The sequence below is a fragment of the Modestobacter sp. VKM Ac-2983 genome (genome assembly GCF_026967885.1).
Taxonomy (GTDB): Bacteria; Actinomycetota; Actinomycetes; order Mycobacteriales; family Geodermatophilaceae; genus Modestobacter.
The window spans coordinates 804,793-829,941 of record NZ_JAPVBK010000001.1; the positions used below are offsets into that span (position 1 = coordinate 804,793).

At 73.0% G+C, this 25,149-nt stretch carries 29 protein-coding genes; 14 read left to right on the forward strand and 15 right to left on the reverse strand.

From position 1 onward, the window contains the following. The first annotated feature begins 45 nt into the window (after positions 1–45). On the forward strand, positions 46–1,245 hold the full coding sequence (locus O2W18_RS03760; RefSeq protein WP_269186225.1) for an HNH endonuclease signature motif containing protein: 1,200 nt from the start codon (positions 46–48) through the stop codon (positions 1,243–1,245). Positions 1,246–1,268: 23 nt separating this feature from the next. On the opposite strand, the gene O2W18_RS03765 is transcribed toward O2W18_RS03760, so the two are convergent. Beyond that, positions 1,269–1,628: a cupin domain-containing protein gene (locus O2W18_RS03765; RefSeq protein ID WP_269186226.1), complete on the reverse strand. Its 360-nt coding sequence runs from the start codon at positions 1,626–1,628 to the stop codon at positions 1,269–1,271. A gap of 55 nt (positions 1,629–1,683) precedes the next feature. On the opposite strand from O2W18_RS03765, the gene ychF reads away from it, so the two are divergent. After that, positions 1,684–2,757, forward strand: coding sequence for a redox-regulated ATPase YchF (ychF, locus tag O2W18_RS03770; RefSeq protein WP_269186227.1), 1,074 nt, complete (start codon positions 1,684–1,686; stop codon positions 2,755–2,757). Positions 2,758–3,041: 284 nt separating this feature from the next. Next, positions 3,042–3,239, forward strand: coding sequence for a hypothetical protein (locus O2W18_RS03775; RefSeq protein ID WP_269186228.1), 198 nt, complete (start codon positions 3,042–3,044; stop codon positions 3,237–3,239). An 82-nt stretch (positions 3,240–3,321) separates the two neighbouring features. Here the strand turns inward: O2W18_RS03775 and O2W18_RS03780 are convergent, their stop codons facing one another. Beyond that, positions 3,322–3,813 carry a hypothetical protein gene (locus O2W18_RS03780; protein WP_269186229.1) on the reverse strand — a complete coding sequence of 164 codons (492 nt, stop codon included), beginning with the start codon at positions 3,811–3,813 and terminating at the stop codon, positions 3,322–3,324. A 149-nt stretch (positions 3,814–3,962) separates the two neighbouring features. Between O2W18_RS03780 and O2W18_RS03785 the strand changes: the two genes are divergently transcribed. Continuing rightward, complete coding sequence (locus O2W18_RS03785) at positions 3,963–4,808, forward strand: mechanosensitive ion channel family protein (protein ID WP_269186230.1); 846 nt, start codon at positions 3,963–3,965, stop codon at positions 4,806–4,808. 13 nt (positions 4,809–4,821) lie between these two features. On the opposite strand, the gene O2W18_RS03790 is transcribed toward O2W18_RS03785, so the two are convergent. Beyond that, positions 4,822–5,640: an LmeA family phospholipid-binding protein gene (locus O2W18_RS03790; RefSeq protein ID WP_269186231.1), complete on the reverse strand. Its 819-nt coding sequence runs from the start codon at positions 5,638–5,640 to the stop codon at positions 4,822–4,824. Continuing rightward, positions 5,637–8,057 carry an MMPL family transporter gene (locus tag O2W18_RS03795; RefSeq protein WP_269186232.1) on the reverse strand — a complete coding sequence of 807 codons (2,421 nt, stop codon included), beginning with the start codon at positions 8,055–8,057 and terminating at the stop codon, positions 5,637–5,639. Before O2W18_RS03795 ends, O2W18_RS03790 begins: the two co-directional genes overlap by 4 nt. 93 nt (positions 8,058–8,150) lie before the next feature. Here O2W18_RS03795 and O2W18_RS03800 point away from each other — a divergent pair, with 93 nt between their 5' ends. Together O2W18_RS03800 and O2W18_RS03805 are read left to right on the forward strand one after the other, a co-directional pair. Continuing rightward, a complete protein-coding gene (locus tag O2W18_RS03800) occupies positions 8,151–8,705 on the forward strand; it encodes a hypothetical protein (RefSeq protein WP_269186233.1) in 555 nt (184 codons plus the stop codon). Between the two features lie 174 nt (positions 8,706–8,879). Beyond that, positions 8,880–9,113 carry a hypothetical protein gene (locus O2W18_RS03805; protein WP_269186234.1) on the forward strand — a complete coding sequence of 78 codons (234 nt, stop codon included), beginning with the start codon at positions 8,880–8,882 and terminating at the stop codon, positions 9,111–9,113. Positions 9,114–9,190: 77 nt separating this feature from the next. Here the strand turns inward: O2W18_RS03805 and O2W18_RS03810 are convergent, their stop codons facing one another. Next, on the reverse strand, positions 9,191–9,922 hold the full coding sequence (locus tag O2W18_RS03810) for a spermidine synthase (protein ID WP_269186235.1): 732 nt from the start codon (positions 9,920–9,922) through the stop codon (positions 9,191–9,193). A 26-nt stretch (positions 9,923–9,948) separates the two neighbouring features. Then, entirely contained in the window at positions 9,949–11,298 is a 1,350-nt protein-coding gene (locus tag O2W18_RS03815; protein WP_269186236.1) for a reverse transcriptase family protein, read from the reverse strand. 340 nt (positions 11,299–11,638) lie between these two features. Here O2W18_RS03815 and O2W18_RS03820 point away from each other — a divergent pair, with 340 nt between their 5' ends. Beyond that, positions 11,639–12,259, forward strand: a complete 621-nt coding sequence (locus tag O2W18_RS03820; RefSeq protein WP_269186237.1) for a hypothetical protein — start codon at positions 11,639–11,641, stop codon at positions 12,257–12,259. A 12-nt stretch (positions 12,260–12,271) separates the two neighbouring features. Here O2W18_RS03820 and O2W18_RS03825 read toward each other — a convergent pair whose 3' ends face one another. After that, positions 12,272–12,676, reverse strand: a complete 405-nt coding sequence (locus O2W18_RS03825) for a hypothetical protein (protein WP_269186238.1) — start codon at positions 12,674–12,676, stop codon at positions 12,272–12,274. A gap of 101 nt (positions 12,677–12,777) precedes the next feature. Continuing rightward, positions 12,778–13,116 (reverse strand): hypothetical protein, encoded by a 339-nt coding sequence (locus O2W18_RS03830; RefSeq protein WP_269186239.1) that lies wholly within the window; start codon positions 13,114–13,116, stop codon positions 12,778–12,780. A gap of 123 nt (positions 13,117–13,239) precedes the next feature. On the opposite strand from O2W18_RS03830, the gene O2W18_RS03835 reads away from it, so the two are divergent. Beyond that, the gene (locus O2W18_RS03835) at positions 13,240–14,229 is read left to right on the forward strand and encodes an LLM class flavin-dependent oxidoreductase (protein WP_269186240.1); all 990 of its coding nucleotides are present in this window, start codon (positions 13,240–13,242) and stop codon (positions 14,227–14,229) included. 5 nt (positions 14,230–14,234) lie between these two features. Here O2W18_RS03835 and O2W18_RS03840 read toward each other — a convergent pair whose 3' ends face one another. Next, entirely contained in the window at positions 14,235–15,566 is a 1,332-nt protein-coding gene (locus O2W18_RS03840) for a C40 family peptidase (RefSeq protein ID WP_269186241.1), read from the reverse strand. Positions 15,567–15,725: 159 nt separating this feature from the next. Between O2W18_RS03840 and O2W18_RS03845 the strand changes: the two genes are divergently transcribed. Together O2W18_RS03845 and O2W18_RS03850 are read left to right on the forward strand one after the other, a co-directional pair. Then, positions 15,726–15,923, forward strand: coding sequence for a hypothetical protein (locus tag O2W18_RS03845; RefSeq protein ID WP_269186242.1), 198 nt, complete (start codon positions 15,726–15,728; stop codon positions 15,921–15,923). A 60-nt stretch (positions 15,924–15,983) separates the two neighbouring features. Then, positions 15,984–16,592, forward strand: a complete 609-nt coding sequence (locus O2W18_RS03850; protein ID WP_269186243.1) for a GDSL-type esterase/lipase family protein — start codon at positions 15,984–15,986, stop codon at positions 16,590–16,592. 1 nt (position 16,593) lies between these two features. On the opposite strand, the gene O2W18_RS03855 is transcribed toward O2W18_RS03850, so the two are convergent. Further along, positions 16,594–16,974, reverse strand: a complete 381-nt coding sequence (locus O2W18_RS03855) for a thiol-disulfide oxidoreductase DCC family protein (protein WP_269186244.1) — start codon at positions 16,972–16,974, stop codon at positions 16,594–16,596. Between the two features lie 22 nt (positions 16,975–16,996). Further along, positions 16,997–17,758, reverse strand: coding sequence for an endonuclease/exonuclease/phosphatase family protein (locus O2W18_RS03860; RefSeq protein WP_269186245.1), 762 nt, complete (start codon positions 17,756–17,758; stop codon positions 16,997–16,999). Positions 17,759–17,838: 80 nt separating this feature from the next. Between O2W18_RS03860 and O2W18_RS03865 the strand changes: the two genes are divergently transcribed. Continuing rightward, positions 17,839–18,390: a nucleotidyltransferase gene (locus O2W18_RS03865; RefSeq protein WP_269186246.1), complete on the forward strand. Its 552-nt coding sequence runs from the start codon at positions 17,839–17,841 to the stop codon at positions 18,388–18,390. Between the two features lie 85 nt (positions 18,391–18,475). On the opposite strand, the gene O2W18_RS03870 is transcribed toward O2W18_RS03865, so the two are convergent. The 3 genes from O2W18_RS03870 to O2W18_RS03880 are packed head-to-tail and all read right to left on the reverse strand — an operon-like array spanning position 18,476 to position 21,928. Continuing rightward, positions 18,476–19,255: a succinate dehydrogenase/fumarate reductase iron-sulfur subunit gene (locus tag O2W18_RS03870; protein WP_269160516.1), complete on the reverse strand. Its 780-nt coding sequence runs from the start codon at positions 19,253–19,255 to the stop codon at positions 18,476–18,478. Further along, positions 19,252–21,198 (reverse strand): fumarate reductase/succinate dehydrogenase flavoprotein subunit, encoded by a 1,947-nt coding sequence (locus O2W18_RS03875; protein ID WP_269186247.1) that lies wholly within the window; start codon positions 21,196–21,198, stop codon positions 19,252–19,254. Before O2W18_RS03875 ends, O2W18_RS03870 begins: the two co-directional genes overlap by 4 nt. Before the next feature lie 19 nt (positions 21,199–21,217). Further along, entirely contained in the window at positions 21,218–21,928 is a 711-nt protein-coding gene (locus O2W18_RS03880; RefSeq protein WP_269173934.1) for a succinate dehydrogenase cytochrome b subunit, read from the reverse strand. Between the two features lie 184 nt (positions 21,929–22,112). On the opposite strand from O2W18_RS03880, the gene O2W18_RS03885 reads away from it, so the two are divergent. From O2W18_RS03885 to O2W18_RS03895, 3 genes are all read left to right on the forward strand, one after another. After that, positions 22,113–22,724 (forward strand): sulfite oxidase-like oxidoreductase, encoded by a 612-nt coding sequence (locus O2W18_RS03885; protein WP_269186248.1) that lies wholly within the window; start codon positions 22,113–22,115, stop codon positions 22,722–22,724. A gap of 75 nt (positions 22,725–22,799) precedes the next feature. After that, positions 22,800–23,540: an FAD-binding oxidoreductase gene (locus O2W18_RS03890; RefSeq protein WP_269186249.1), complete on the forward strand. Its 741-nt coding sequence runs from the start codon at positions 22,800–22,802 to the stop codon at positions 23,538–23,540. Between the two features lie 160 nt (positions 23,541–23,700). Continuing rightward, on the forward strand, positions 23,701–24,570 hold the full coding sequence (locus O2W18_RS03895) for a formate/nitrite transporter family protein (protein ID WP_269186250.1): 870 nt from the start codon (positions 23,701–23,703) through the stop codon (positions 24,568–24,570). A 2-nt stretch (positions 24,571–24,572) separates the two neighbouring features. Here O2W18_RS03895 and O2W18_RS03900 read toward each other — a convergent pair whose 3' ends face one another. Next, on the reverse strand, positions 24,573–25,121 hold the full coding sequence (locus tag O2W18_RS03900) for a DUF1990 family protein (RefSeq protein WP_269186251.1): 549 nt from the start codon (positions 25,119–25,121) through the stop codon (positions 24,573–24,575). Positions 25,122–25,149: the final 28 nt, after the last annotated feature.

The window sequence follows — 25,149 nt, forward strand, 5'->3', positions numbered from 1 at the left end:
GGCGGTATCATTCGTACACACGTTCGAATGCGTCGGGAGGTGTCTGTGAGCGAGTTCCAGTCGGCTCTCGATGCCCTGGCGGCCGAGGACCTGCATGGGTTGACGGACGGCGCCGTGCTGGACCGGACGGCGTTGCTGGTGCAGGTGGTCAACCGTGCATCGGCGGAGTTGACCCGCACGGTGCGGCACGCGGAGACCACGCAGGCTGCGGAGTACGACGGGTTGAAGTCGATGCGGTCGTGGTTGATCGGGCACGCGCGGCTGTCGCAGACGGAGGCGTCCCGGGTCGTGCGGTCGGGGCGGGCGCTGGAGCACTTCCCGGCTTTGGCGGCCGGGTTCGCCGAGGGCAGGGTCACCGCGGCGCAGGTGAACGTGGTGGCGGAGAAGATCGGCCCCCGCGAGGTCGCGCAGGCCGAGGAGCAGGGCATCGACCTGGGTGCCTTCGACCAGGTGTGGGCGCGGGTGGCCACGGAGTCCCCGCACGAGTCGCTGGCCGCCGCGGTGCAGGCCTTTAAGACCGCCCTGGACCCCGACGGACCGGAGCCAGATCCGACCGAGGGCCGGCGGTTGACGATGGTCAAGCACGCCGATGGCACCGTCACCGGCCACTTCGAGCTGGATGCCGCCGGTGGGGAGAAGGCGCAGGCGGCGATCGAGTCCATCGTGCAGGCCGACCGGCCGAAGGGTGACGAGCGGACCCGCGCGCAGCAGAACGGCGATGCCTTCGTGCAGCTGTGTGACAACCAGCTGGCGGCGGGGAACCTGCCGGTGCTGCGGACGGTGAAGCCGCACGTGGTCGTGGGCATCGACCTCGATGACCTGGTCGACCCTGCGACCGGTGCCGGTGCGGGGAAGATGGGCTTCGGGGCCACGATCTCCGCGGCGCGGGCCCGCTACCTGGCGTGTGACGGCAGCATCTCCCGGATCGTGATGGGCCCCGATGGAGCTCCGCTGGACCTGGGCCGGGATCACCGGGTGGTCACCCCGGGTCTGCGCAAGGCGGTGGAACGGCGGGACAAGTCCTGCGTGTTCGCCGGCTGCGGCGCCCCGAGTTGGTGGTGCGACGTGCACCACGTCATCCACTGGCTGCACGGCGGCGAGACCAACCTCGAGAACTCAGCGTTGTTGTGCGAACGGCACCACACCAAGGTCCACCACGGCTTCCGGGTGGAGCGAGGTCCGGGTGGGCGATGGCGCACCTACCGCCCCGACGACACCCAGATCCTCATCGGACCACCGCTGTAGCGCGTGCTCAGACGACCCTGCGCTCAGACAACTCTGCGTTCGGCGGTCAGCTCGCTGGGGGTGTCGCCGGTGTTGACCGTCGCGCTCGGCTCGACGAGCAGCACCTGGGCGCCGTTCGGGCTGTACGGCTGGTGCGGGGTGCCCTTCGGGACGACGTACAGCTGCCCCGGGCCGAGGGTGACGTCGCCGTCGTCCAGCCGGATCGTGAGCGAGCCGGAGAGGACGAGGAACACCTCGTCGGTCTCCGGATGGCTGTGCCGGGTGAACTCGCCGCGGGTGTGCACGACGCGCAGGTCGTAGTCGTTCAACACGGCCACGGTGCGGGGCGACCACGGCTGGTCGACGGTGCTGAGGACGGCGGCGAGATCGACGGGTTCGGGCATCTGACCATCCTCGCCCACCGGGGGAGTGCGTCAACGGCCCGTAAGCTGGTCTCCCGTGAGTCTCACCATCGGGATCGTCGGCCTGCCCAACGTCGGCAAGTCGACCCTCTTCAACGCCCTGACCAAGAACGACGTGCTCGCCGCGAACTACCCGTTCGCGACGATCGAGCCGAACGTCGGCGTGGTGGGCGTGCCCGACCCGCGGCTGGCGAAGCTGGCCGAGGTCTTCGGCTCGCAGAAGATCATCCCGGCCACGGTGTCCTTCGTGGACATCGCCGGCATCGTGCGCGGCGCCAGTGAGGGTCAGGGCCTGGGCAACAAGTTCCTGGCCAACATCCGCGAGAGCGACGCGATCTGCCAGGTGATCCGGGTGTTCACCGACCCTGATGTGGTGCACGTCGAGGGCAAGGTCTCCCCGTCCGACGACATCGAGACGATCAACACCGAGCTGATCCTCGCCGACATGCAGACGTTGGAGAAGGCCGTCCCGCGGCTGGAGAAGGAGTCGCGCAAGGACAAGGACCGCAAGGTCCTGCACGACGCCGCCGTCGCCGCGCAGGAGGTGCTCGACAGCGGCAAGACGCTGTTCGCCGCCGGTGTCGACCCGGAGCCGCTGCGTGAGCTGACCCTGCTGACGACCAAGCCGTTCCTCTACGTCTTCAACGTCGACGCCGACGAACTCGCGAACACCGAGGTGCTCGACGAGCTGCGGGCGCTGGTCGCCCCGGCCGAGGCGATCTTCCTCGACGCGCAGACCGAGTCCGAACTGATCGAGCTGCCCGACGAGGAGGCCGCCGAGCTGCTGGCCTCCATCGGCCAGGACGAGCCCGGCCTGGACCAGCTGGCCTCCGTCGGGTTCCGCACGCTGGGCCTGCAGACCTACCTGACCGCCGGGCCCAAGGAGTCGCGGGCCTGGACGATCCCGGTCGGCGCCACCGCCCCTGAGGCGGCCGGCGTCATCCACACCGACTTCCAGCGCGGCTTCATCAAGGCCGAGGTCGTCGGTTTCGACCAGCTGATGGAGGCCGGCTCGATGGCCGAGGCCAAGTCCAAGGGCTGGGTGCGGATCGAGGGCAAGGACTACGTCATGGCCGACGGCGACGTCGTGGAGTTCCGCTTCAACGTCTGACCTCACGCGACCGCGCAGGTCGGGGAGGCGCCAGAGCAGTCGACTGGCCGACCTCTACGCACCATGCTGTGCCGGTGGACGTGGGCGAGCCGGTGTGGCAGGAGCTCCCGAGTCCGCGCGACCTGTCGGCAGCGGAGCGCCGGCTGCTCGACAGGCTGGTCGGCGCCGTCGGCGATCCGGTGCTGCAGCGCCAGGTGGACACTGCCGCCGTCACGGCGAGCTGCCGGTGCGGGTGTTCGTCGGTCCGGTTGCTCAGCGAAGGGCCGCCCGTGGCGGAGGCTCGCATGCTCCAGCTCTCAGAGGTCGACCGGTCCGACCACGTCCAGGTGGACGCCTGGAGCAGCACTCCAGTGCACCCGGACGTGCACGTCGTCCTGCACGTCGTGGCCGGTCTGATCGCCGAGCTGGAGCTGTTCGCCGGGGAGGGGATCGCCGTGTCGGTCGCAGAGCTCGCCGACCCGACCGGCATCACCGTGGCCTGAACCTCTCCGCGCCGGACGGGGGCCGGCTTGAGGCCGGCCCCCGAACGCCTCCGACGGGGGTGCCGCTGCGGGACGGGCGCGATCAGCCCAGGGTCGCGGTCATCACGACGTTCTCGGGCGTGACGGTCGTGCACTCGAGGCTGAGCGGCCCGGCCGACACGGTCTCGCCCTCGCTGCAGGAGACCTCCTGGCCGGCGATGCCGACGGTGGCCTCACCGTTCTCCACCTGCCCGAGGGTGACCGTCTGGCCGAGGACCTCCACCTCGGTCCCGTCGCCGGAGAGCGTGACCACGCAGGAGCTCCCGGAGCACTCCACTCCGGACTCCATGGCCATGGCGCCGTCGGTCTCGGTCGCCATCGCATCGGTCTCGGTGGCATCCGTCTCGGTGGCGGAGTCGTCCGTCATCGTCGGCTCGCTGGTCTCCCCCTCACCGGGGGTCTCGATCGCGGTGTCCAGCGCAGTCGTGGCGTCGTCCACGGGCTCGTCGGAGCACGCGGAGAGTGGGACGAGCAGCAGGCCGGCGGCGGCGAGGCCGGACGCCAGGCGGCGGGTGCGTGTCGGAGTAGTGGCCATACCAGGAGCGTAATGTGATCTGCGTCACACCGCGCCCGGTGTCGGGAAAGTGTCACGTCAGCGTGACCTGCCGGCCACCTGCGGTCCGGCCCGAGGGCCTCCGGCGGCGCGCCTGACTGGTCCCCGGCCTCCTGGAGCATCATCCCGGCATGCCGGTCGCTCTGCATCTCACCGACGTCCTGGCCGCGGTCGAGGACGTCGACGTCGTCGTCGAGGACGACATCGCGGTCAGCGAGGTCGTCCAGGCGCTGGCGGTCTTCCTCGCCTCCATCCTGCTCGCGGTGCTGCTGCGACGGCTGCTGGTCCGGGCCCTCGACCGCGACGCGAACCGGCACGTCGGGCTCGTCGCCGGCCGGTTCCTCGGGTTGCTGGCGGTCGCCGTCGGTGTCGTCTACGCACTGGGCCTGCTCGGTGTGCAGATCGGCCCGCTGCTCGGTGCGCTCGGCGTGGGCGGCATCGCCATCGCCTTCGCGGCCCAGGACATGCTGCAGAACCTGATCGCCGGGGTGATGCTGCAGATCCGTCGTCCCCTGCGGCTGGGCGACCAGGTCGCCAGTGGCGACTTCGAGGGCGTCGTCACCGACGTCAACCTCCGGACGACGGTGCTGCAGACCTACGACGGCCTGATCGTCTACCTGCCCAATGCCGAGGTGCTGAAGAACCCGATCATCAACTACACCCGCACTCCGCTCAGCCGGACGACGCTCACGGTCGGGCTGGCCTACGACACCGACCTGGAGAGGGCCCGGGAGGTGCTGCTGCAGGCGTGCGCGGCGGCGGACGGCGTCGCGGACACCCCTGCCCCAGAGGTGTGGGTGGAGGAGTTCGGCGACTCCTCGATCAACCTCGCGGTGCGCTGGTGGCACCCCGCCGACATCGCCAGCCGCTGGCGGGTGCGCAGCGGTGTCGCCATCTCCGTGAAGTCCGCGCTGGACCAGGCCGGCATGACCATCCCGTTCCCCCAGCGGGTGCTCTGGTCGGGGGAGCAGGACTGACCGGCGCCGCACGTCAGGGGCGGATGACGACGTCCGTGCCGCGGGTCCGCAGCACCAGCCCCTCCTCGGCGCCCTCGATCGCGGTCAGCTCCTGGCCGAAGGGCAACGGGTCCAGCGGCACCCGCAGCGAGAAGCGCTGGCCGAGCAGGAGCCGGCTGGCCTCCTCGAGGTCGGTCTCGGTGTCCAGTGCGGTGGGCGCGACGGACAGCGCACCCAGCTCGGGGGACAGCTGCGCCAGGGCGGAGGCCGAGACGGACTGGCCCAGGAGGTCGACCGTCCCGGTCAGCCGGACCTCCTCCCCGGGCGCCGGGCCGATCGTCACCGGGCGCCCGGTGACCTCCAGGTAGCGGTTGAGGTCGTCGTAGCCCAGGAACGCCTCCCCGACCGACCGCTCGATCCACACCGCCGCCGGGTCCTGGACCAGGAGGTCGTGGAAGGAGACGTGCACGCCGCTGAGCCGGGCCTCCGCCCGGTCGACCGACATCGGCCCCGACGTCACCTCGCGGACGGCGACCTCCACGTCGTCGTAGCGGCCCTGCACCGCCTGGAGCAGGAAGAAGACACCGTTGACCTGCACCGACGGGCGCACGGAGACGCCGGTCGCCTGCTGGATGTCGCGCGCCAGCAGGGACTCGGCCGCCCACCGGGCCAGCCGGTCGGACCCCCACAGCAACAGCAGCGTGCCCAGCACCACGGACGCGCCCAGGGCCACGGTCCGCCGCGCCGGCCGAGGTCGTGGCCGGGCGGCCTGGCGGGTGGCCTGGTGGGCGGTCGCCCCGCCGCCGTCCGAGCCCACCGAGCCGTCGTGGGCGGGTTCGCCACCACCGGTCACCGTCCGCCCACCTCCGACCCGGCCGACTGGGTCTCGCGTGCCCCGTCCTCGCGCGTCGCGTCCTCCCGCGCCGCCTCCTCCCGCACCTCGTCCTCCAGCGACTCGTCCTGCAGGACCTCCGGGCCTCCGCTCCGGGCTCCCACGACGCCGGTGCGGCGCAGCTCGTCGACCGGCACCGACTCGGTGCGCACCCGCCGGCTGGGCCAGCTGGCCGCCCGGCCCAGCAGGGTGAGCACGGCCGGGGTGAGCACCGGACGGATCAGGAACGTGTCGATGAGCAGACCGGCGGCCATGGTGAACGCCACCTGTCGGAACGTCTGCAGCGGGATGATCGCCACCATCCCGAACGTGGCGGCGAGGATGAGCCCGGCTGCGCTGATCGCCCGGGAGGTGCTCGGCATCGCCAGCATGATCGCCTTGCTCAGCGGATGTCGTGCGGCCGCCTCCCAGATGGAGCCGACGGCGAACACGTTGTAGTCCGACCCCAGCGCCAGCAGCAGCACGGCGGTCGCGAACGGGACGTAGAAGGCCAGCCCGGGGTCGCCGAGCACCACCTGGAAGAGCAGGACGCTCAGCCCGAGCGCCGCCGCGACGCCCAGCGCGCTGCAGGCCATCAGCACGAGCGGGGCGCAGAGCGCGCGCAGGTAGACGATCAGGATCAGCAGCTCCACCAGCAGCACCGCGGTCAGTGTGATCCGGAGGTTCTCCCGGGTGATCGCGGCGAGCTCACCGGCGATCGCGGTCTGCCCCGTCACCGCCACCTCGGCGCCCTCCAGCCCGGCCTGCGTGGCCAGGGTGTCCAGCTCGTCGCTGAGCTGGCGCAGGTCGCTGATCGCCGGTGCGGCCAGCGGGTCGCTGTCCAGGATCACCACGAAACGCGCGGCGTCGCCCTCGGGGGAGAAGACGACGCCGTAGCCCTCGGGCAGCGGGTTCTGGGCCGGGCCGAGCACCTCGGCCACCCCCGGCTGGGCCTCGATGGCCGCCTGCAGCCGTTCCAGCGCCGGCCGCTGCTCGATGACCGCGTCACCCTCGATGATCACCTCGGTGGGGGCGATGACGCCCCGGATCCCGGAGTCCTCGAGCACCGCCGCGCCCCGGCTCACCGGGTCGTCGGCCGGCAGCCCTGAGGTGAAGGACAGGTCCAGGCGCATCTGCAGCAGCGGCGCCGCGGCGAGGACGAGCACACCGGTGGCCAGCACTGCCGCCACCGCCGCGCCGCGCCGGTCGACGACGATCCGGAGCAACCAGCCGTTCCCTCGGCGACTCGGGGGGCGGCGTGAGGTGTGCAGGGTCCCCAGCCCGAAGAGCCGCTCGCCCAGGATCGCCATCAGCGCCGGCACCAGGGTCAGCGACACCAGCACCCCGATGACGACGGTCAGCGACAGCGCCGGCCCGAACGCCTGGAACAGCTGGAAGTCCGCGGCCAGCAGGGCCGCGGTGCCGGCTGCGACCGTGATCCCGGCGACGGCGATGATCGGCGCGTTGGTGCGCACCGCCCGCCGGGTCGCCTCCAGCCGCGGGAGCCCCCGGTCCAGCTGCTGTCGCAGGCCGGCGAAGAACAGCACGCAGTAGTCGGTGACCACCCCGATCAGCAGCGCGGCGATCAGCGGCTGCAACTGGTCGGGGAGCGCGAAGCCGAGGGAGGCAGCGAGCACCCCGAGGCTGCGGATCGCGACCAGGTAGCCCAGCCCGGCGGCCAGCAGCACGACGAAGGGCGCCACGACCGAGCGGAAGGTGAGCCCGACGACGGTGGCGATCAGCACCAGGGTCGCGACCTCGAACAGGTGCAACCGCGCTTCGAGGTAGTCGGCCTGCGCGACCTGGGCCGGGACCACCCCGGTGACGTACGTCTGCACGGAGCTCTGGTTGTGGAAGTGGGCGGCGTACTCGCGGGCGAGGTCCCTGGTCCGCTCCAGCGACGTGTAGTTGGAGACGTACAGGTAGGTGACCGCGGTCTCCGGCGTCGACGTGGGCAGCGGGACGGCGGCGACGATCTGCCCGCGCCCGGGTGGCACGGTGCCGTCCAGGTACGCCTGGGTGTGGGTGGCTGCCCAGAGCGCCACGTCGGCCTGGGTGAGGACGCTGAGGCCGTCGGGGTCGTGCACCACCACGGAGACCTGCGAGAGCACCGGCACGTCGAACAGCTCCAGGGAGCGGTCCTGGACGGCCGCGGCCGGGCTGTCCTCGGGCAGCAGGTTGCCGATGTCGGCCCCGCCGCCCCCTCCGGCCGTGGGGAGGAACAACGACACCACCACGGTCAGCAGGAGCCAGCCTGCCACCACGAACCAGCGGGCCTTGACGACGGCGTCCCGGTAGGCGCGGGCGGCCCGTCGGGTCGCGTACCGGGCCGGTCGGGTCGCCCACCGGGCGGCACGGGTCAGCCCGGAGAGGCGACGCGTCGCGGCCGTGGCTGGCACCGGGGCCTCCAGCCTCGCGGTCCTACCGATTGAGCTGAGCAGCCGTAGGCTACCGGCGGTTGTGCGCCTGCGCTCGACGGTGAGAGGACGACCATGGCCGATCCCGAGACCGACCCTGACGCCGATCCCGAAAGCAGGCCCCCGGCCTCCGGGACGGGCGCCGGCAGTGCGGTGCGCTGGTGGCTGGCCGCGGCCACGTTCGTGGTCGGGCTCTTCCTCGGGGGGCTCGTCGTCGGCCTGCTGAGCGAGGGGTCGGCGCCGGTCCCGGTCGCCGCCCAGGACGCACCCACGACCGACGACGCCGTCCCGCTGCCGGAGGCCCCGGCGACGGGGGAGACCGCCGAGGTGGTCGTCAACGCCGCCTGCCTGCGGGCGGTCAACGGGGCGCAGGACGTCGTCGCCGTCATCGACGACCTGGGTGAGGCGGTCAGCGAGTTCAACGCCGCCCGGCTGGACGAGGTGGTCCGGCGGCTGCAGCCCCTGCAGGGACGGCTGGCCGTCGACATCGCCGGCTGTCAGGTCGTCAGCGAGGTGCAGGAGGCCACACCTCCCGGGACGCCCACCGGGACACCCACCGGGACACCCACCGGGACGCCGCCGGGTGAGCCGGCGCCGCCGCCTCCCACCACGGTCGCACCGCCGAGCTGATCCGGGACACTGGCGGAACAGCGTCCGGCTGGCGGACCGCACTGGCTCGGCACCCACAGGCAGGGCACACCTGCAGCACAGCGGCGTGCCGACGAGCCCGGTGAGGCTGGCGGCATGCAACCCCGGACCTCACCCGACACCGATGCGAGCGCACCAGTCGGGAGGGCGGCGGACATGGACGACGGTGCCTCTCCGCCGCGGCGGGAGTTCCCGTTCCCCGAGCCCAGCGGTCACCACATGCGGGAATGGCCGCTGGTCTGGGACCCGGAGCGCGGGCGCTACGGCCGCACCTGCCCGCACGGCGTCGGTCACCCGGACCCCGACGACGTCGTGTTCCTCCAGTCGGTCGGCGGCGTCTCCGGCGTCCATCCCTGTGATGGCTGCTGCATCGCCCCGCTCCGGGACTGACCACGTCATCCGGGTGTCGGAGCCCGGCAGGTTCCTCCTGGGTACCGTCTCACCCTCGTCGTGAGAGGCCCCAGCGGTCAGCGCGGCTTCGTGCCGAGGTAGACCGTGTTCGTGGCCGGCCGGTCCTGCAGCGGGTTGGGGAAGCTGACGACCTCGGCGGCGACGTCGGTGAAGACCTCGGCCAGGACGGACAGGTAGCCGTCCTCGGGCGGGTCGTTCGACCACAGGGAGAACACCCCTCCCGGCCGCAGGTGCCCGGCCAGCCGCCGGGTGCCGGCGACCCCGTAGAAGCCGGCACTGCCGTCGGCGAGCAGGTGCTGCGGTGAGTGGTCGATGTCGACGACGACGGCGTCGAAGACCCGGCCGGGCGTCGCCGGGTCGAATCCGGTGCCCTCGGTCATCGCGAAGAAGTCCCCGTGCACGAGCCGGCAGCGTGGGTCGGCGGTGAGCGTGGGGCCGACCGGCACCAGCCCACGCTGGTGCCAGCTGATCACCGGCTCGAGCAGGTCGACGACCACCAGCTCCCGCACCCGCGGGTCGGCCAGGACCGCCTCGGCGGTGTAGCCGAGCCCGAGCCCGCCCACGGCGACGTCCAGCCCGGGCGCACCGGGGGTGGGCCCCTCGAGCCGCGCCAGGGCGAGCCGGGCCACCGCCACCTCGGCCACGGTGAACTGGGTGGACATCAGGAACTCGTCGCCGAGCTTGACCTCGAAGACGTCGAGTCCGGTCACCGGGTCCCGCCGCCGACGGAGGCTCACCTCGCCGATCGGCGTGGGGCTCCAGTCCAGCTCCTCGATCCGGGCGCTCATCCCGGGACCACGATCATCGGCCGAGCCTACGAGGGCGGAGGAGCCGACCAGTCGATCCGCTCGGCCAGGCCGTGCAGCCGGGCGCCGAACCCCGGGTCGACCGAGGCGGCCCAGGCCACCCGGCCCAGCACGTGGTCGCGGAACGTCGCCGGGTCGCGGCCGCGGGTCTGGGTCGTCCAGCCGTGGACGGCGCAGTTGTGCAGCAGCGCCCGCAGCGCGTCCCGCTCCGGCCGGGGCAGGGTGGGGTGGTCGTTGACCACCGTGCCCAGCACCGACTGTCGGCGGGCCGCGCTGGTGGCCGAGGTCTTCGCCGCGTTCACCTGGAAGCCCTCCTCCTCGACCACCGCGGTGACCAGGGCGGCGAACCGGTCGCGCGCGATCCGCCGGTCCCCGCTGAAGGTCAGGTCGTCGACGTAGCGGGTGTAGGTCGCGCCGGCGGCCATGGCGAGTCCGGTCAGCCGGCGGTCGAGGCGGTGGCAGACCAGGTTGGCCAGCGCCGGGGACGTCGGCGCCCCCTGCGGCAGGTGCGGCACCGCCAGCCGCTGACCCAGCCGCCGGTGCCGTTCCCGCGCCTCGATCCCGTCCGGGGCAGGGACGTGCCGCCACACCTCGGTCGGCAGCACCGTCGTCACCAGGCCGGTGAGCACGTGCGCCACCGGCTCGGGCAGACCGGCGACGCCCAGCAGCAGGCCGTGCACCCGCCCGGCGGCGACGCTGGCGAAGAACGCCTCCAGGTCCATCCGCAACACGAACGTGGACCCCGCGTGCGGGGCGACCGCGGTGCGCACCGAGCGTCCGGGCACGCAGCCGTGCGCGGCGTCGTGCACCGGGATGCAGTCGAGCACGCGCCGCAGCACCCGCCGCTGCGCCTCCTTCAGCCGGGGCTTGGGCGCGGCGAGCAGCCGCACGCCGGACGGGCGCTGGACCACCCGCCAGCGGTAGTGCCGCAGCGCCTCGCCGGCGGTGCGCTCCAGCCGGCGGGCGTCGGCGAACCACGCCAGCTCGCCGGCGTCGACGTCGAGCAGCCGGGCGACCGCGGCCTGGTCCGGGAGGTCGGCGACCGGCCACCGCCGCCAGGCCAGCGCGGTCGGCACCGGTTCCCACCGGACGGCCCGGGGGAGTGGTCGGTGGGACTGCCCGCGTTCCCACCCCTGGGTCGTCCGGACGATGCGGGCCAGCTCCCGCGGCCGGTCGACCGGGGCGGTGGGGTAGACCGTCTGCACCTCCCCGACCAGGGTGCCCACCCAGGTGCGGGCGCGGGCCTGGCCCAGCGCCACCGCCACCCGGCGGACCATGTCCCGCCGCCGCCACGGGCCGGCCAGCAGCGCGGTCGCGATCGCTGCGGCGGTGGTCGCGGCCTGCCGCTCGGCGGTCACCGCGACCTCACGGGTGCACGGCGGGGCGGCCAGCCGCTCCTCGCTGGAGGCGCCGCCTGGTGCGCGGAGCGCACAGCGCGGCTCATGACGCCATGCCCGACCTGCTCACGATGCCCCGGGGTTGCCCCGGGGTGATCGGCTGCTGCCGATCGTCCTGCCCGTCCCGCCGTGCACCCGGTCACCGTAGTGGCTGGGACGTCGACCGTCGCCGGACCGACGGGACGGCAGGGGAGCAGGCCGCGGTGCTCCCGGCGCCGGCCGGGAGGCGGATGCGGGACACGGGCACCCGTCGTGCCCCAGGATGGGCTGCCCGCAGTACCCGACCCCCAGGAGCACCGCTGTGACCTCGTCCCCCTCTGGCCAGCCGCCGGCCCCGATGGTCGTGCCTGCCTTCTTCGTCGCCCAGCGGATCACCATGATGGTCAACCGCTACGAGATCCGGGCCGTGCAGCCGGACGGCTCCGAGGGCCACCTGCTCGCGCTGGCCGAGCAGAAGCGGATGAAGCTGAAGGAGGAGGTGGTCTTCTACGCTGACGAGGCCAAGAGCCGTGCGGTCTTCTCCTTCAAGGCCCGCCAGCGGCTGGACGTCTCGGCCCAGCACGACGTCTTCGACGAGTACGGCGCACCGCTGGGCATGTTCAGCAAGCAGTTCGGGGCCAGCCTGCTCCGCTCGACCTGGACCCTCTCGGCCCCGGGCATCGAGGCGGTCGGCCGCGAGCGCCGGCCGGCCCTCGCGGTCGTGCGCCGGGTCTGGACCGCGCTCCCCGTCGTCGGCGACGTCCCGGTGCCCTTCGTCTTCCACTTCGACTTCGTCGACACCGCGACCGGGGCCCCGGTGCTGGTCAGCGAGCGGAAGAAGGCCATCCGGGACCGCTACACCGTCACGGTGCCCGACCCGCGGCTGGACTTCCGGGTCGCCGCCGCGATGGCCGTGGCCCTGGACGCGCTGCAGAGCCGCTGAGCCGGGCCGGCGCTAGAGGTACCGGCTCTCCAGCTCCGCGAAGAAGGCCTTCGCCAACGCGGTGAAGTCGGCCTCGCGGACGGCGATCTCGTCGCCCACCCGGTACTTCAGCACGGTGCGCGCCGGATCCAGCCGGATGTGCTTGTCGGCGATCATCGTGCCGCCGTGCACCAGCGACTCGGCGATCAGCCGAACCTCGTTGAGCGCGTTGCCGTCCGAGCCCTCGATGCCCCGGCCGCGGTGCACGAACCAGTTCTCCAGCACCACGACCAGGTCGTTGAAGAAGACCGGCTCGAACTCGTGCAGGGCGGCCGGCTCGGTGGCGACGGCCAGCTCCCGGTAGGCGGCGACGCGGGCCTCGACCGCCGTACGCCGTCCGTCGATGTAGTCCAGTGCGTAGGTGCTCTGACACAACACGGCTGCTCCTCCCCGGCTCGCGACGTTGCGCGCCGGCTGGTGCCCCCAGGGTGACACCGCGCGCGGCCGTCCGGAACCGGTCCGCGTGGCGGACCGGTCGGTCAGGCCCGGCTGGTGTCGGGCTGCAGGCTGCGGGGGACCGGCAGCGGGGGGAGCGGCGTCGGGGTCCGCCGGGCGCGCTCCGCGCCGGGGAGCAGCAGGTCCGGCCGGGTGCGCGGCTCGAGCGGGGTGGGGACCCGTGAGGCGGTCTGGGGCAGGCGGAGGTCGGCCAGCTGCATCCAACTGGTCCGGCGGAGCCCGGAGACGACGGCCTGGACGTGCACCCGGCAGGTGCCGTCGGGATCGTGCTGCCAACCGAGCAGGACCGCGGGCTGCCAGTCCCCGTCCAGCAGGAACTCCACCGGCAGGGGTACACCCAGCAACGTCGCCATCTCCTGCACGGCGGCGACTGTAGGTGCGCTCTCGATCACGGAACGGCAGGCGCGCGTGCGGCGGCCCGGTCGGGAAGTGCACCGGCCCGTGCTGCGTTGACCCGGACAACCAACGCGAAAGGCACCTCCCTCATGCGCATCCCGCTGTCCGTCCTCGACCTCGCCCCGATCGCCCGCGGGGAGACCGTCAGCAGCAGCATCGCGGCCAGCGTCGCCCTGGCGCAGCGCGCGGAGGAGCACGGCTACCAGCGGGTCTGGTACGCCGAGCACCACAACATGCCGAGCATCGCCTCCTCGGCCACCAGCGTGCTCATCGCCCACGTCGGCGCGCAGACCAGCCGGATCCGGCTCGGCGCCGGTGGGGTGATGCTGCCCAACCACGCGCCGCTCACCATCGCCGAGCAGTTCGGCACCCTCGACGCGATGTACCCCGGCCGGATCGACCTCGGGCTGGGCCGCGCGCCGGGCTCGGACCAGAACACGATGTACGCGCTGCGGCGCGACCCGAACTCCGCCGACACCTTCCCGCAGGACGTGCTGGAGCTGCAGGGCTACCTCACCGGCCGCACCCGGGTGCCCGGCGTCGACGCGATCCCCGGCAAGGGCTCGGACGTCCCGCTGTACGTGCTCGGCTCCTCGCTGTTCGGCGCCCACCTGGCCGCCGCGCTGGGCCTGCCCTACGCCTTCGCCAGCCACTTCGCCCCGCAGGCCCTGGAGGCCGCCGTCGCGACCTACCGACGGGAGTTCCAGCCCTCCGACCAGCTGGCGGAGCCGCACGTCATCGCCGGGGTCAACGTCATCGCCGCCGACACCGTGCGCCAGGCGGAGGAGAACCTCCAGGCGGTCCGCCGGAACATGGCGGTGGGCCTGTTCGGGCGGGGGCGCAGCTTCACCGACGAGGAGGCCGACCTGCTGCTCGAGCAGGGGGCCGGGCAGCACGTCAGCTCGATGTTCACCTACGCCGCGATCGGCACCCCGCGGGAGATCGGCGACTACCTCGAGGGGTTCCGCAAGCAGGCCGACGCCGACGAGCTGATCGTCGCCCACCAGGCCCCCACCACCGAGGGCAGGCTGCGCTCGGTGACCCTGACCGCCGAGGCCATGGAGTCCGTCAGCGTCTAGCTCCGTCAGGCGGTGGGGCGGGTGCCGCCGATGAAGCCGCTCCACCGCATCGACGTGACGCGGAGGACCGAGCCGCTCTGCGGCGCCTCCAGGATCTGGCCGCCCCCGAGGTAGATGGCCACGTGGTGGATGGTCGCGGGGCTGTTCGTGTTGGTGGCCCAGAAGACCAGGTCGCCGCGCTGCAGCTCCGACCGGGAGACCGTGGGCAGGGCCGCGTACTGGGCGCGGCTGTTGCGCGGGATCGAGATGCCGGCCTGGGCGTAGGCGTAGCGGGTGAGCCCGGAGCAGTCGAAGCCGACGATGCCCGCGTCCACCCCCCAGCCCATGCTGGGCCCAGTGAGCGACCCGCCTCCCCAGGAGTAGACGGTGCCCAGGTGCCGGCGCGCGGCGGAGATCGCGGTCTCGACCGCGGAGGAGTCGCCGGTCCCGGCGGAGGTGTCGCTCTGCGGTGCGGAGACGAGGGAGCGGGTGGGAGCCGGCGTCCGCTCGGTGGCGGCCCGTTCGGCGGCAGCCCGTTCCGCGGCAGCCCGTCCCGCAGCAGCGCGCTCCGCGGCGGCCTGCTGGACGGCGTGCTGCTCGGCGGCGGCGCGGGCGCCCTGCAGGCCGAGGAGGGCCTGCTGGGCCTGGGCGAGCTCCTGCTCGAGGGTGGCCTGTCGGTCGGCGAGCCCGGCCGCCTGCGCCCGCGCGCCGGCCTCCAGCTCCTCGGCGGTGGCCAGCGCGTCCTCGGCCTCCTGCTTCAGCGTCGCGGCCACGGTCAGGCTGGCCTGCGCCGCGGACTCGGCTGCGCGGGCCTGCTCCTCGGCGACCGTCACCGCGACGACGACGTCGCCCTGGTGGGCACCGGCGGCCTCGAGGAGGGCGGCGCGCTCCAGCATCTGCGCCGGGCCGTCGGCGGTGGTCAGCGCCTCCAGCGTCGGGGAGGTGCTGCCCTGCTGGTAGCTCTGCCGGGCGAACGTGGCGATGTCCGTGCGGGCGGTGGCCAGCTCGGCCGCGGCCCGGTCGGCGGAGGCGGCAGCGGCGTCGGACGCGGCGTGGGCCGCCTCGTACTCGGCCTGCTGGGCCTGGAAGGAGTCCAGGGCGATCGCCGACTGCGCCCGGGCGGCGTCCACCTCGGCCTGCGCGGTGGCCAGCTCGGCGGAGAGGGACCCGACCTGCTGCGCGGCGGCGTCCTGCTGCTGCCGAGCCGCGCTGATCTGCTCGTCGGAGGGGTTGGTCGGGGTCGCCGCGGCGATGCCGGGGGCCGCCACCAGGCAGAGCGCCGCCGCGACGACCACGCCGGCCATGCGGCGCACCGGACGGGTGCCGGTCCGTCGCTGGGTCGATGCCTTGGTGCCCATGTCCTCGCGTCCCTCCGCTGCTGTCGTTCACCCGATCAGGTGACTGACAGAGAGGTCGGACGTTCCCGGACGCTCCTTGAGCGCCTCGACACCCTGAGTTGGCGAAACCAACATCGCCCCGATCCGGGGCCTGCGTGGCGCGCGGGAGACCATGGGGGCATGAACGTCTTCACCGACTACGCCGAGACGCACTGGGTCCCGATCAACGGGGACATGGTGACCGTGCAGACCGTCGACGCCGCGGGGAAGCGGGAGACGCACGTGCTCTCGGTGCCGGACGCGCTCGCCCAGTTCAAGGTCAAGTACCCGTTCGTGGACGACGCCCAGGCTGTTGCGCTCTTCGCCCAGGGCGGCTGAGGCGCCGCTCCGAGGCCCGGATCACGGCACATCCCACTGCGCCGGACCGTTGACCAGGGTGTGACGCTCCACTTCCTCGTCCTCGGTGACTCCCTCGCCTTCGGCACCGGTGCCGCGACGGCGGAGGACACCGTCGGCGCGCGGCTGACCCGTGCGCTCGTGCAGGCCGGGCACGAGGTCGAGCTGCAGGTGGTCGCCGTGCCCGGTGCCACCTCCCTCGACCTCGACGCACAGGTCCGCCGGGTGACCGGGCCGGTCGACGTCGCGCTGCTGGTCGTCGGCGCGAACGACCTGACCCGCCAGGTGTCACCCGTCCGGGCGGCCGCGGCGCTGGGGGCGGCCGTCCAGGACCTGCGCGGGGCCGGCGCCTCGGTGCTGGTGGTCCCGACGCCCGACCTGTCGTCGGTGGCCTGGGTGCCCCCGGCCTTCCGCGCGGTCGTCGCCGGCCTCTGCGACCAGCTGCGCACCCGGCAGACCGTCGCCGCCGCCCGGGCCGGGGCCGTCGTCGCACCGGTCGCCCCGGAGCTGTCCCGGCGGTTCACCGCCGACCCCGCACTGTTCTCCGCCGACCGGTTCCACCCGTCCTCGGCCGGCTACGCGCTGGTGGCCGAGGCCCTGGCCCCGGCGCTGCTCCGGCTGGCCGCCGAGCGCACCGACGCTGCGGCCTGACTCAGCCGGGATCGCGCGGGGGCAGCCGGCAGGCCGCCGTGCCGCCGGGGAGCCGGTGCCGGTTGGCGGCGACCAGGCGGTAGCCGAACGGGGCCACCCACCGGATCGGTGGCGCGGCGAGGACGGCGCCGAGCAGCCACCACGGCCGGCCCGCCGCCCGCAGCGCCCGCGCCACCGCTGGCGCGCCACCGGTCACCGCACCGTCCCGGCCGACCCACAGCACCTCCGTCTGCGCCCGCTCGGCGCTGACCCCGATCTCCGCGAGGTCGACGAACTGCCAGGGGACCACCTGCACGTCGGCCGGCAGCAGCCGCCGGGCGACGTCGGCGCAACGGGTGCAGAAGGCGCAGTCGCCGTCGAAGACGAGCGCGGGTCCGGTCACGGGTGTCATCGTCGGCCCTGCCTCACCCGACGTCGACGGTCAGCGCGCGGTGGTCCGACAGCGGCAGCACGGGTGCAGAGGTCGCCGTCACCGGCGGCAGCGACCCGCGGAGCAGCACATGGTCCAGTTGCCGGTCGGGCTCCTCGAGCGGGAAGGTGAGCCCCTCGGCCAGTGGCGTCCACCCGGTCACGGCGGCGGGCGTGGGCGGGGTCAAGTTCAGGTCGCCCATCAGCACCAGCGGCCCGGGGAACGCGGTCAGGTCCCGTTGCAGCCGCCGCAGCTGGCGGCGGTTCCAGCCCGGCACGAACGACAGGTGGGTGGTGACCACGGTCAGCTCGCCGTGCGGCGTCTCCACCACCGCGACCACGGCGGCCCGGGGCTCCTCGTCGACGACGATCACCTTGCGCGGTCCGGGCAGCCACATCGGGAAGCGGAACGGGATCGCCGGCAGCCGGACCACCTGCCAGGAGCGCACCGGGTACCGCGAGAGCAGCGCGATCCCGTACTCCGCCGTCCCGGGCTGCTCGTCCCCGGTGGCGGCCATCCACGTCGCCCCCGGGGTGCCGGCGATCGCTGCGACGAAGCGGTGCGCGACCGCGCCCATCGCCTCGGCGGCGACCGCCGTCAGGTCGGCGTGGTGGGAGCGGGGCTGGGCCCGGTCCACCTCCTGGAGCGCCAGGACGTCGGCGTCCAGCGTCCGGACGGCCGCGGCGAAGCGCTCGGCGTCGACCCGGCCGTCGGCCGGAGAACGCCCGTGCAGGATGTTGAAGGTCGCGAGTCGCACGCGTGTGCGCCTACCCGATCGGGTAGGCGCACACCCGATCCGCACCGCCGGAGACGCAGCCGCACAGCGAAGGAGCGCCCGTGACCGCCGATCGCGAAGCGCGGCGGCTCGCGCTCAAGCGCACGGCGTCCGCCCTGAAGCGCGACGGGGTGCCGTTCGCGCTGGCGGGCGGCTGTGCGCTGTGGGCGCACGGTGCGCCGGAGTCGGAGAACGACGTCGACTTCGTGGTGGCCGAGGCGGACACCGAACGGGCGGCCGCGGTGCTCGCGGCAGCCGGCTTCGAGGTGGTCCGGCCGACGGAGGACTGGCTGTTCAAGGCCCGGACCGACGGCGTCCTGGTCGACCTGCTGCACCGGCTCGTCGGCGAGCCGGTGACCGCCGAACTGCTCGACCGGTCGGAGGAGATGGACGTGCTCGGCATCCGGATGCCGGTGCTGCCGGCCACCGAGCTGCTGTCGGCAAAGCTGCGCGCGATGACGGAGTTGTACTGCGACATGGCGGGGCTGCTGCCGCAGGTGCGGGCGGTGCGCGAGCAGCTGGACTGGCCCCGGCTGCGCAAGGAGGTCGGCGACAACCCCTTCGCCGCCGCGTTCCTCTTCCTCGCCGACCGGCTGGGGATCAGCCCGGGCTGAGCGGCCCGCGACCCCGGGACGCCGAACGGGCCGGCACCCCAGGTGGGGTGCCGGCCCGTTCGTCCCCTTGGAAGGGGGTCCTTCGTCAGCTCATCGGGACGGCGCCGGCGCGCAGCGCACCGAGCAGGTCGTGGTTGAGCCGGGAGATGGTCTCCATCGAGATGCCCTTGGGGCACACGGCGGAGCACTCGCCGATGTTGCTGCAACCACCGAAGTCCTCGGCGTCCTGCTGGGCCACCATCTTCAGGACCCGGGTGTCGCGCTCGGGCTGGCCCTGCGGCATGAGCCCGAGGTGGGCGACCTTGGCCGCGGTGAACAGCATCGCCGAGCCGTTGGGGCAGGCGGCCACGCAGGCGCCGCAGCCGATGCAGGTCGCGGCGTCGAAGGCTGCGTCGGAGTTCTTCTTCGGCACCGGGGTGGAGTGCGCCTCGGGAGCCGTGCCGGTGGGGGCGCTGATGAACCCACCGGCGGAGATGATCCGGTCGAACGCCGACCGGTCCACCGCGAGGTCCTTGACCACCGGGAAACCCCCCGCGCGCCACGGCTCGATGTCCAGCACGTCGCCGTCGGAGAACGACCGCATGTGCAGCTGGCAGACGGTGGCCTGCTCGGGGCCGTGCGCGATGCCGTTGATCATCAGACCGCAGGAACCGCAGATGCCCTCGCGGCAGTCGTGGTCGAAGGCCACCGGGTCGTCGCCGTCGAGGATCAGCTTCTCGTTCAGCACGTCGAGCATCTCGAGGAAGGACATGTCGGGAGAGACGTCGGTGACGTGGTAGGTCACCATCTTGCCCTTCTTGGTCCGGTCGCGCTGACGCCAGATGCGCAACGTCAGGCTCATCATCGGTGTCTCTGTGCTGGTCACTTGTAGCTCCGCTGTGCGAGGTGGACGTACTCGTACTCGAGGGCCTCGCGGTGGAGCACCGGCGGCTCGCCCTCCGGGGTGTACTCCCACGCGGCCACGTAGGCGTAGTTCTCGTCGTCGCGCAGCGCCTCGCCCTCCGGCGTCTGGCTCTCGACCCGGAAGTGCCCACCGCAGCTCTCGTTGCGGTGCAGCGCGTCGACGCACATCAGCTCGGCGAGCTCGATGAAGTCGGCGACCCGGCCGGCGTGCTCCAGGTTCTGGTTGAAGATGCCCTGCTCGCCGGAGACCTTGACGTTGGTCCAGAACTCGTGCCGGATCTCCGGGATCCGGTCCAGCGCCTTGCGCAGGCCCTCCTCCGAGCGCTCCATGCCGCAGAGGTCCCACATCAGCCGGCCGAGCTCGCGGTGGAAGGAGGCCACCGTCCGGGTGCCGTTGATCGACAGCAGCCGCTCGGTCTGGGCGCGGACCGACTGCTCGGCCTCGACCGCCGCCGGGTGGGTGGCGTCGACCGCCGGGAACGGGCCGTCGGCGAGGTAGTTGCTGATCGTGCTGGGGAGCACGAAGTAGCCGTCGGCCAGGCCCTGCATCAGCGCGCTGGCGCCGAGCCGGTTGGCGCCCTGGTCGGAGAAGTTGGCCTCACCGATGACGAACAGGCCCGGGATGTTGGACGACAGGTCGTAGTCGACCCACAGCCCGCCCATCGTGTAGTGCACGGCCGGGTAGATCCGCATCCCGGTCTCGTAGGCGTTCTCACCGGTGATCCGGTTGTACATGTCGAAGAGGTTGCCGTACTTGGCCTCGATCGCCGCCTGGCCCACCCGGGCGATGGCGTCGCTGAAGTCCAGGTAGACGCCCAGGCCGTTCGGCCCGACGCCCCGGCCCTCGTCGCAGACGTTCTTCGCCTGGCGCGAGGCGATGTCACGGGGCACCAGGTTCCCGAACGCGGGGTACTTGCGCTCGAGGTAGTAGTCGCGCTCGCCCTCGGGGATGTCCTTGGGGTTGCGGTCGTCGCCGCGCTCCTTGGGCACCCAGACCCGGCCGTCGTTGCGCAGCGACTCGCTCATCAGCGTCAGCTTCGACTGGTAGTCGCCGCTGACCGGGATGCAGGTCGGGTGGATCTGCGTGTAGCAGGGGTTGGCGAACAGCGCGCCCCGCTTGTGCGCCCGCCAGGCCGCCGTGACGTTGGAGCCCTTGGCGTTCGTGGAGAGGTAGAAGACGTTGCTGTAGCCGCCCGAGGCCAGCACCACGGCGTCGGCGAAGTGGCTGGTGATCTCGCCGGTGATCAGGTTCCGGACGACGATGCCCCGGGCCTTCCCGTCGACGACGATCAGGTCGAGCATCTCGGTGCGCGGGTGCTGCTCGACGTTGCCGAGGCCGATCTGCCGCTCCAGGGCCTGGTAGGCGCCGTAGAGCAACTGCTGGCCGGTCTGGCCGCGGGCGTAGAAGGTGCGGGAGACCTGGGCGCCACCGAAGGAGCGGTTGTCCAGCAGGCCGCCGTACTCGCGGGCGAAGGGCACGCCCTGGGCCACGGCCTGGTCGATGATCGCGGCGCTGACCTCGGCCAGCCGGTAGGAGTTGTCCTCGCGGGAGCGGAAGTCGCCGCCCTTGACCGTGTCGTAGAACAGCCGGTGCACGCTGTCGCCGTCGTTGCGGTAGTTCTTGGCCGCGTTGATGCCGCCCTGGGCAGCGACGCTGTGCGCGCGCCGGGGGCTGTCCTGGAACCAGAAGTTCTTGACCCGGTAGCCCATCTCGGCCAGCGTCGCCGCAGCCGAGCCACCGGCCAGGCCGGTGCCGACCACGATGACCGACAGTCGGCGGCGGTTGGCCGGGTTGACCAGCCGGGCGCGGAACTTGCGCTCGTTCCAGCGGTCGGGGAGCGGGACGTCGCGCGGGGCGGTGGTGTCGGCGATCGGCTCGCCCAGGGTGAAGAGCTCGAGAGGCATGGCGGTGTGTCCTTCTCTCTCAGTCGATCAAGCCGAAGGCGACGGACAACGGCACGAGCAGGAAGCCGACGGTGATGACCCCGGCGACGACGTAGGCGAGGCCGTTCACGGCGCGCTCGCGCTTCTTGTTGGTCTGCCCCAGCGTCTGCGTGGCGGCGAAGATGCCGTGTCGCAGGTGCAGGCCGAGCAGCACCATCGAGACCACGTAGAAGAGCGTGATCGGGATGTTCGAGAAGCTGGCGACCAGGCGGTCGTAGGGCGTGGAGTCGTGGCCGACCGGGTTCACCGCACCGAGGGTGAGGTCCAGGATGTGCCAGATGATGAACAGGGCCAGGATCAGCCCGCCCCAGCGGACGGTGCGGGAGGCGAAGCTCTGCTGCACCCGCTTCTTGGTCACGTAGGGCACCGGGCGGGCCCGGCGGGCCTGGCGCCACAGCGAGATGGCCGCCCAGAAGTGCAGCACCACGGCGGCGAGCAGCACCAGCCGGATGATCCAGAGGACCGTCTGGGTCGGCAGCGCCGGCTCGCCGATGGTGCGGATCCACCCGGAGTAGCTGTTGAACGACTCAGCGCCGGAGAAGGCCTTCAGGTTGCCCACCATGTGGGCGAGCAAGTACAGGATCATGATGATCCCGCTGACCGCCATCACGGTCTTCTTCACGACCGAGCTGTCGAACCGGCCGGTCTTGGGGGCCCTGCGCTGGGCCGGCTGCGTCGTCACTGTCGCCACAGGGCCAAAGGTAAGCCCAGTGCCCACATGACACCCAGGTGAACGCACCGTGACACAGCTCATGTAAGGCCACCCTCACCGGTCGGCCGGCCCTGCGGGACGTCCGCCACCCAGGGGGACAGCCGCCTCGAGGGTGGAGGAAGATCGGCTCCGCCCCAGTCCGGTGCCCCGAGAGGACGACGACGTGCCAGGACCCACCCGCGGCTTCCTCGGCCGCCGCCGCGCGGCCGGAGACCCCCGGCTCCCACCCGGTCAGTACGACGCCGGCAGCGACTGGCCGGTGCTCACCGCCGAGCCCACCCCCCGGATCACCCCGGAGACGTGGAGCATCACCGTCGACGGCGAGGTGGAGATCCCGACCACCTGGACCTGGGACGAGGCGCACGCGCTGCCCGCGGCCGAGTACCGCGGCGACATCCACTGCGTCACGACCTGGTCGAAGTTCGACACCCGGTTCGGTGGCATCAGCGTGGACTCGCTCCTGGACGTCGCCCGGCCCACGGCCGAGGGGCGGTTCGTGATGGCCACGTCCAAGACCGGCTACACCACCAACCTGCCGATCGAGGACGTCACCGGCGGCAAGGCCTGGCTGGTGTGGGAGTTCGACGGCAAGCCGCTGACCGCCGAGCACGGCGGCCCGGTCCGGATGCTGGTGCCGCACCTGTACTTCTGGAAGAGCGCCAAGTGGATCAGCCGGATCACCGTGCTGAAGCGGGACCAGCCCGGCTTCTGGGAGCAGAACGGCTACCACGACCGCGGCGACCCGTGGAAGCAGCAGCGGTACCAGGGCGACTGAGCCGGTGAGCGACCTGATGAAGGACCCCGTCCTCCTCACCGCTCGCAAGCTCGCGGCGAGCCTCTGGACGGGGCCGTGACCGCCGCCGGCGCACCCGGTGGGAGCCCGGCACCGGCCGGCGGCTGGCGGGCGGCGACCGTCGCCGGGCTCCGCCGCCCGATCGTGCGCTCGGTGGAGCTGCGGCTGGACGTCCACGACCGGGTCGACCACCTGCCCGGCCAGCACTACGTCGTCCGGCTGACCGCCGAGGACGGCTACACCGCGCAGCGCTCGTACTCGGTGGCCTCGGCGCCGGGCGACCCGCTGGTGGAGCTGTTCGTCGAGCGGCTGGACGACGGGGAGGTCTCCACCTACCTCGCCGACGTCGTGGAACCCGGCGACGAGCTGGAGGTCCGCGGTCCGATCGGCGGCTGGTTCGTCTGGGACGGCGCCACCCCGGCCCTGCTGGTCGGCGGCGGCAGCGGCGTCGTCCCGCTGGTCGCGATGGTCCGGCACGCGCGGGCGCTCGGGCGGCTCGACCTGCTCCGCGTCGCGGTGTCGGCCCGCACGCTGGCCGAGCTGCCCTACGCCGACGAGCTGGTGGAGGCGGGGGCGTTGATCGCCCTCACCCGGGAGGCGCACGGCATCCGCCCGGCGGCCCGGCTGACCGCGATGGACCTGCTCCCGCTGTGGGAGCCCGGGCAGACCGCCTACGTCTGCGGTTCCGCCGGCTTCGCCGAGTCGGCCAGCCAGCTGCTGGTCGGGCTGGGCCTGCCGCCGGCGTCGGTGCGGGTGGAGCGGTTCGGGCCGTCGGCTCTGGAGCTGCCGAAGCGCTGAGCCGGACGCCCCGGACGTCGCCGGGTGGGCCCGGGCCCAGACCTCGTGTCGGCCCGGCGACGTGTGACGTCGTCGGCGCCGGGTGTGGGCCCCTCGGCTCCGGGTAAGTCGCGCCCGGACCGCGGCGCCCGACTGCCCGGCCGTCATGGCAGGAGAGACCGTGGGCACCACCCGTGAGGACGTCAGCGGAAGCGATCCCGCGCACGATGAGTTCGGTGACACCGACCCGGCCCGCGAAGAGCTCGGGGAGACCGACGGCCCCACCGAGGACGAGCTCCAGCAGGCCTTCGACGCCATCGTCAGCGACGGGGCGCAGCGGCTGCACCGCAACTGGCGTGAGGTGCTCACCACCGGGTTCGCCGGGGGGCTCGAGGTCGGCACCGGCGTGCTGCTGTTGTTCGCCGTCTACGCCGAGACCGGCAGCCACCTGCTGGCCGGGCTGGCCTTCTCGGTTGGGTTCATCGCCCTCCTGCTGGCCCGCAGCGAGCTCTTCACGGAGGGCTTCCTCGTCCCGGTGACCGCGGTGGCGGCCGGCCGGGCCGGGTTCGCGCAGCTGGGCAAGCTGTGGGGCGGCACCCTGGTGGCCAACCTGCTCGGCGGCTGGGTGTTCATGTGGCTGGCGGTCCGGGCCTTCCCCGACCTGCGGGCCACGGCGATCGAGAGCGCCGTCCATTTCGTGGACTCTCCGCTGGACCTCCAGTCGGCCTCGCTGGCCTTCCTGGCCGGGATCGCCATCACCCTGATGACCCGCATGCAGCACGGCACCGAGTCCGACCCGGCGAAGGTCGTCGCCGCGATCGCCGGCGCCTTCGTGCTCGCCGGGCTGCAGCTGTTCCACTCGATCCTGGACTCGCTGATCATCTTCGCGGCGCTGCACGCCGGGGCGCCGTTCGGCTACGGCCACTGGCTCGCCTGGCTCTGGTACACCGTTCTGCTGAACATGGCCGGTGGGCTGTTCGTGGTCACCCTGCTGCGGCTGGTCCGCAGCAAGGACATGATCAAGGAGGAGCGGGCGAAGGCCGGGGCCTGAGCTCAGCCGGCCCGTGCGGCGCGGCGGATCGCGACCACGTAGCGGTCGAGGGCCAGCCGCTGCACCTGTCGGCTCACCGGGCCGCCCAGTCGGGACAGCGGCGTCGCCAGCCGGGAGAACGCCCGCAGCGTGTAGACGACGTCGCCGTCGGGCTGCAGCGTGACGACGAAGGACTCCTCGCCGCTCTCCGGGTGTCCGGGCAGCGTGCCGTACCCGAACCCGCGGCACCGGGGCTCGTCGACCACCCAGACCACCCGGCAGGGGATGTCCACCCCCAACCGCCGCAGCCCCGCCGTCATGAGCACGACCGTGCCCGGGGTGCTGGCCGGCCCGTCGGCCCGGATGCGCAGACCCGCGCCCCGCTGAGCGGCCCAGCGGAACACCGCGGCGGCGGCCCGGTCGAAGTCACCGCCGCCGGAACCGACGACGGCGGACCGCTCGACGTGGTGGTAGCCGGCCGGCAGCGTCGCGTGCCGCGTCGCCCCCACCTCGGGGTAGGTGAAGGGCGCGCCCGCCAGCTGCGGCAGCGTCGTGCGGCAGAGGAGTCCCACGCCGTCAGTCTCCCCGGCCGCGCGCCGA